Raw genomic sequence first — 5,309 nt, 5'->3', positions numbered from 1 at the left:
AGAACACCTGGAAGGACAAGAAGGCCTACGACTCGGCCGCCCGCGACGTCGCCCGCCGCTTCGAGGCCAACTTCCAGCAGTTCGAGAGCCACGTCGAGGACAAGGTCAACCGCGCCGCCATCCGCGCTGCGGCGTGAGGTGTCGGATTCCTCCCCGGCTTCGCTGGGGAGGCGTCGCCGTCATGCGGCGACGGTGGGGACTTGGGCTCTCCGGACCGCGGGCGTCCCGCCCGCTCATGCTCATAGTCGTGGGCATGACCATGAGCGGGCGGGACGCCCGCGGTCCATCTGAGGTATGACCCCTCCGCCTGCCTGCGCGAAGCCGAAGCGGCTTCGCTTCGGCGAAGGCAGGTCCGCGATTGCGCGGACACCTCCCCAGCGGAGCTGGGGAGGAATGCGAATCTCCCCCACCGGCGAATTGTCCGGGGGGCCTTCCACTCGTGCGGGCGACGTATCATTCTCTCGGCGCTTGAGCACGATTCCTGACGCATCCAAAGCCGTCGCGCCGCCTGTGCCGCGCTTGCGCGTGCGCCTGCCGCTGATCTCGGCGCTGGTGCTGGCCTTCGTCTCGCTGTCCCTCATCTCCGGCGCTGCCTATATCTTCGTGCTGACCGGCGCGACCGGCACGGCGGACCGGCTGCTGATCGATCGGGCTGAGCACCTCATCGAGAACCAGATCTCGCTGGTCCGCCGCCAGCTCGATCCGGTGACCGACAACCTCGAGATGATCGCGGCCCTGGTCGGCTCGGGCCGCATCGACATCGAATCGCCGGTCGACGTGCGCGAGGCGTTGCGCGTGATGATGGGGCGCGTGCCGGAGGTTTCCTTCGCCGCCTTCGCCACGCTCGATCTCAAGCTGCATGGCGTCTCGCGCCAGCCCAACAGCACGTTCACGAGCATCACCAGCTCGCTGTTCGACCAGCCGCGCGGCCTCGAACGATTTCGCGCCCTGCAAACCCTGACCAGGAGCTTTTGGGGCGCCCTGTTCTGGAGCGAATCGCTGAAGCAGCCGGTGCTCAACGTGCGCACGCCGGTGCGTCGGGTCGACAATGCTTTCATCGGTGGCCTGATCGCCACGGTGTCGGTCGGCGAGCTGTCCTCGCTGATCGTCAACGCCACGTCGGACAGCGACGACCGCTTCTTCATCCTGGTCGACCGCACCGACGTGCTGGCGCACCGGCGCCTGGTCAAACCGGAAGGTCTCGGTCTGTCCGAAGCCCATCCGCTGCCGACCGTTCAGGAGCTGGGCGATCCCGTGTTGGCCCGCATCTGGGCGCCGCCGGTGTACAGCCGGCAGCTCGACCGGGCCCTCGATGGGCGCGGCCGCATCGTCGAGATCGACGGCCAGCGCTGGGTCTTCGTCTATCGCGAGATGAAGGGCTATGGTCCCGATCCCTGGCTGGTCGGCCAGTATTTCCGGATCGAGGAGGCGACGGGCGACTTCGTCCGTCTGACCAACGGCGCCATGGTCGGCGCGGGCACGCTCGCCGTCGCCGCCGTGCTGGCGCTGCTGATCGGGCTCAGCATGGCACGCTCGATCCGCACCATCACGTCGGCGGCCGAGGCGATCGAGCGCCTGGAATTCGACAAGCCGTTCCATCGCAGTTCCCGGCTGCGCGAGATCGACGACGCCGGCCGCAGCCTCGACAAGGCGCGCGGCGCGCTGAAATGGTTCGGTGCCTACGTACCACACCGCCTGGTGTTCCGGCTCATGGAGCTCGGCGAGGACGCGGTGCGCTCGCGCCGCCGCACCGTCACGGTGATGTTCACCGACATCGTCGAGTTCACGCCGCAGGCCGAGGATCTGCCCGGCCAGGAGACGGCCGAGCTGCTCAACCATCACTTCGCGCTGCTCGGCGCCTGCATCGAGCGCGAGCACGGCGTGATCGACAAGTATATCGGCGACGCCGTCATGGCGGTGTGGGGCGGCCTGTCGCGTATGGAGGATCACGCCGATCATGCGGTGAGCGCCGCGCTCGCCATCGTCGCCGTGGTGCATGAGGACAACCAGATCCGCCGCGCCGCCGGCCTGGCGCCGATCCGAATCCGCATCGGCCTCCACTCCGGCCCAGTCGTGGTCGGCAATATCGGCGCACCCGGCCGCGTCAACTTCACCGTTGTCGGCGACACGGTGAACATCGCCCAGCGCTTCGAGCAGCTCGGCAAGGAATTCATGAAGCAGGGCGAGGATGCCGTCGTGCTGGTGAGCGGCGCGACCATGGCAGCGGTGAAGGACAAGGCAGCGCTCGGCATCGCCGCGGTCGAGCCGGTGCGCCGCCTGGTCAAGGGCCACGACGATCCGGTCGATGTCTTTCGACTGGCGTGACGGAGAGCGTTGCTCGCACGCTTGCAAGCCCCTACTGTGCAACGTCATCGACGCGGGCAAAGGACGGGACATGAATCGACGCAGGCTGTTGGTGTTGTCGAGCGTGATCCTGGGGGCGGGTCCGTTCGTCGGCCTGAAGGCACAGGACTCCCCCAAGCCGTTCACATCCGAGCAGCTCGACCAGATGCTGGCGCCAATCGCGCTCTATCCGGATGCGCTGCTGGCACAGGTGCTGATGGCGGCGACCTATCCGCTCGAGATCGTCGAGGCGGCGCGCTGGGTGCAGGCCAATCCCAACCTCAAGGGCGATGCCGCGGTGGCGGCGGTCAAGGACAAGGGCTGGGACGTCAGCGTCAAGTCGCTGGTCGCCTTTCCTCAGGTCCTGACGATGATGAGCGACAAGCTCGAGTGGACCCAGAAGCTGGGCGACGCCATGATCGGCCAGCAGAAGGAGGTGGCCGAATCGGTGCAGCGCCTGCGCGTCCGTGCCGCCGCCGCCGGCAACCTCAAGACAACGTCGCAGCAGAAGGTGACGACGCAGCCGGCGCCGTCCGGCGGCACCAGCGCCATCGTCATCGAGCCGGCCAACCCCGAAGTGATCTACGTGCCGTACTACAACCCGGCGTGGGCGTACGGCGCGTGGCCCTATCCGGCCTATCCGCCATACTACTATCCGCCGCCGCCGGCCTACGGCTACGGCACGGCGCTGGCGGCCGGCATGATGTTCGGTCTCGGCGTGGCGGCCGGCGCCGCCATGTTCGGCGGCTGGCACTGGGGCTGGTCGGGGGCCGGCTGGGGCAACAGCTACACCTCGGTCAACGTCAACAAGGCGGTCAACATCAGCCGCAACAATTTCGACGCCAACCGCTACGCCAACGGGCAGTGGCGCCACGATCCGGCGCATCGCGACGGCGTGCCCTATCGCACCCAGGCCGAGCGCCAGGAATTCGGCCAGACCCGCATGGGCACGCAGCAGCGCGAGCAGTTCCGCGGGCAGCTCGAAGGCCGCGGCGGCGAGGCCACCAGCCGGGCGGGCGGCGCAGGCAATGTCCAGCGGCCCGCGGAGCGACCGCAGCAACCACGCGCGGAGCAGCCGCGTCAACAGCCCCGGACGGCCGAGCAGCCGCGCTCGAACTGGGAGAACCGCGGCGGCGCCTTCGACGGCATCGATCGCGGCCAGGGCGTCAATCGCGACTTCGAGCAGGGCAACCGGTCGTGGGGTGATCGGAGCTTCGGCGGTGGCGGCGGCGGCTTCGACCGCGGCGGCTTCGGTGGCAGGGGCGGCGGTTTTGGAGGCCGGCGATGAGTGTGACGATGATGCGCCGGATCTTTCTGGCGCTCGCCCTCGTGGCCGGTTTCGCCGCAAGTGCGGCTGCGCAGCCCGCGCCGCCCAGGCCGCAGGGTTTCCCGACGGCCGAAGCGGCGGCCGACGCGTTGACCGCCGCCGTGCGCAGCGGCGATCGCGCCGCCATCGGCAAATTGTGGGGCGCCGACTGGCGCGCCCTCGTCCCGCTCAGCGACGAGGACATGGAGCGCCGCCGCAATGCCTTCATCGCCGCCTGGGATGCCGGCCACAAGATCGTCATGTCCGGCGACAACAAGGCCACGATCGAGATCGGCCGCGCCGGCTGGACGCTGCCCATCCCGCTGGTCAAGGACGGCGCGGAATGGCGGTTCGACATCGCAGCGGGCCTCAAGCAGATCGCGCTGCGCCGCATCGGCTACAATGAGCTGTCGGTGGTCCAGACGCTGCTCGCCATCGTCGATGCGCAGTACGACTACGCCGCGCTCGATCCGATGAAGACCGGCGCGCCGGTCTATGCGCGCCGGCTGCTGAGCTCGCCCGGCAGCAAGGATGGCCTCTACTGGGAGACCAAGCCCGGCGAGCCACAGAGCCCGCTCGGACCGGCCGTGGCGCGCGCCCAGGTCGACGGCAGGTCGCCGGACGGCCACTACGGCTACTATTTCCGGCTGCTCTACGCGCAGGGCCCCGACGCACCGGACGGCGCCCGCGACTACATCGTCGGCGGCCGCATGATCGGCGGCTTCGGCGCGATCGCCTGGCCGGTGCGCTATGGCGTGACCGGCATCATGACCTTCATCGTTGGCTACAACGGCGTCGTCTATCAGCGTGATCTCGGTCCCGACACCGCGCAGAAGGCGGCGATGATCACCGTGTTCAATCCCGACAAGGGATGGGACAAGGCCAACATGTCGCCGCCGTGAGCGGCAGGTAGTGGGAGATCGAGTGATGACGAAGACGATGGCTTTGGTTGTAGTGCTTGCTGCAGGTCTGCTCGGCGGCTGCGAGAACATGACGCCGGGTCAGAAGGGCGCGGTGACCGGCGCGGCGCTGGGCACGGGCATCGGGATGGTGGCCGGCGGCAGCTTCGGCACCGTGGTCGGCGCCGGCCTGATCGGCGGCGCCGCGGGCTACATCACCGGCACCGCCATCGGCAACAAGTAGCGGGAGGATTGGCCATGTTCGTCCGTTCCATCGCCGCTGCCGGCGCGTTGCTGGTCGCCGCTTCCGCCGCTGCACAGACGCCGATGCCGCCGACCAACTTCGAGCAGGCGGCCTACATCACCTGCCGCGAGGCGCACGCCATGAACCCGGAGTCGCGCAAGGTGCTGGCGATCTTCCTGGCCGAGCACGCCGCCCGGCATCGCGGCGTGCGCATCCCCGACGACGACCGCGGCACCCAGATCGCCTTCCTGATCCGCGGCGGCTGCACGCTGTCGCCCGACGCCCATCTCTTCGCGGTCGTCGACAAGGCGATCATCGCCGAGCTGGGCAAGCTCCCGAAGCGGTAGACTCACTTCCTCCTCAGCGAAGCTGGGGAGGTGCCCCGTCATACGGGGCGGAAGGTTCCTGAATCATGCGGACCGCGGGCGTCCCCCCCGCGCATGTACATGAGCGGGCGGGTCGCCCCCGGTCCGGAAGACTCAAGTCCCCACCGCCCGCGGTATGCGCCGACACCAGT

5 protein-coding genes are annotated in these 5,309 nt (G+C 68.8%); all 5 read left to right on the top strand.

Annotated elements, in window-relative coordinates:
* Positions 1–510: 510 nt before the first annotated feature.
* The gene (locus AB7O82_RS37115) at positions 511–2,325 is read left to right on the top strand and encodes an adenylate/guanylate cyclase domain-containing protein (RefSeq protein ID WP_428548616.1); all 1,815 of its coding nucleotides are present in this window, start codon (positions 511–513) and stop codon (positions 2,323–2,325) included.
* Between the two features lie 70 nt (positions 2,326–2,395).
* Positions 2,396–3,631: a DUF3300 domain-containing protein gene (locus AB7O82_RS37110; protein ID WP_428548619.1), complete on the top strand. Its 1,236-nt coding sequence runs from the start codon at positions 2,396–2,398 to the stop codon at positions 3,629–3,631.
* A complete protein-coding gene (locus AB7O82_RS37105; protein WP_428548622.1) occupies positions 3,628–4,551 on the top strand; it encodes a DUF2950 domain-containing protein in 924 nt (307 codons plus the stop codon). Before AB7O82_RS37110 ends, AB7O82_RS37105 begins: the two co-directional genes overlap by 4 nt.
* A 25-nt stretch (positions 4,552–4,576) precedes the next feature.
* On the top strand, positions 4,577–4,792 hold the full coding sequence (locus AB7O82_RS37100) for a hypothetical protein (RefSeq protein WP_428548625.1): 216 nt from the start codon (positions 4,577–4,579) through the stop codon (positions 4,790–4,792).
* A 14-nt stretch (positions 4,793–4,806) separates the two neighbouring features.
* A complete protein-coding gene (locus tag AB7O82_RS37095) occupies positions 4,807–5,139 on the top strand; it encodes an HdeA/HdeB family chaperone (RefSeq protein WP_428548628.1) in 333 nt (110 codons plus the stop codon).
* Positions 5,140–5,309 lie beyond the last annotated feature (170 nt).

The sequence above is a fragment of the Reyranella sp. genome, assembly GCF_050185545.1.
Lineage (GTDB): Bacteria > Pseudomonadota > Alphaproteobacteria > Reyranellales > Reyranellaceae > Reyranella.
This window is presented reverse-complemented; position numbering and strand designations above follow the sequence as displayed.

Coding starts and splice junctions, on each gene's coding strand:
- AB7O82_RS37110 (WP_428548619.1), top strand. CDS start 2,396: ATGAATCGACGCAGGCTGTTGGTGTTGTCGAGCGTGATCCTGGGGGCG.
- AB7O82_RS37105 (WP_428548622.1), top strand. CDS start 3,628: ATGAGTGTGACGATGATGCGCCGGATCTTTCTGGCGCTCGCCCTCGTG.
- AB7O82_RS37100 (WP_428548625.1), top strand. CDS start 4,577: ATGACGAAGACGATGGCTTTGGTTGTAGTGCTTGCTGCAGGTCTGCTC.
- AB7O82_RS37095 (WP_428548628.1), top strand. CDS start 4,807: ATGTTCGTCCGTTCCATCGCCGCTGCCGGCGCGTTGCTGGTCGCCGCT.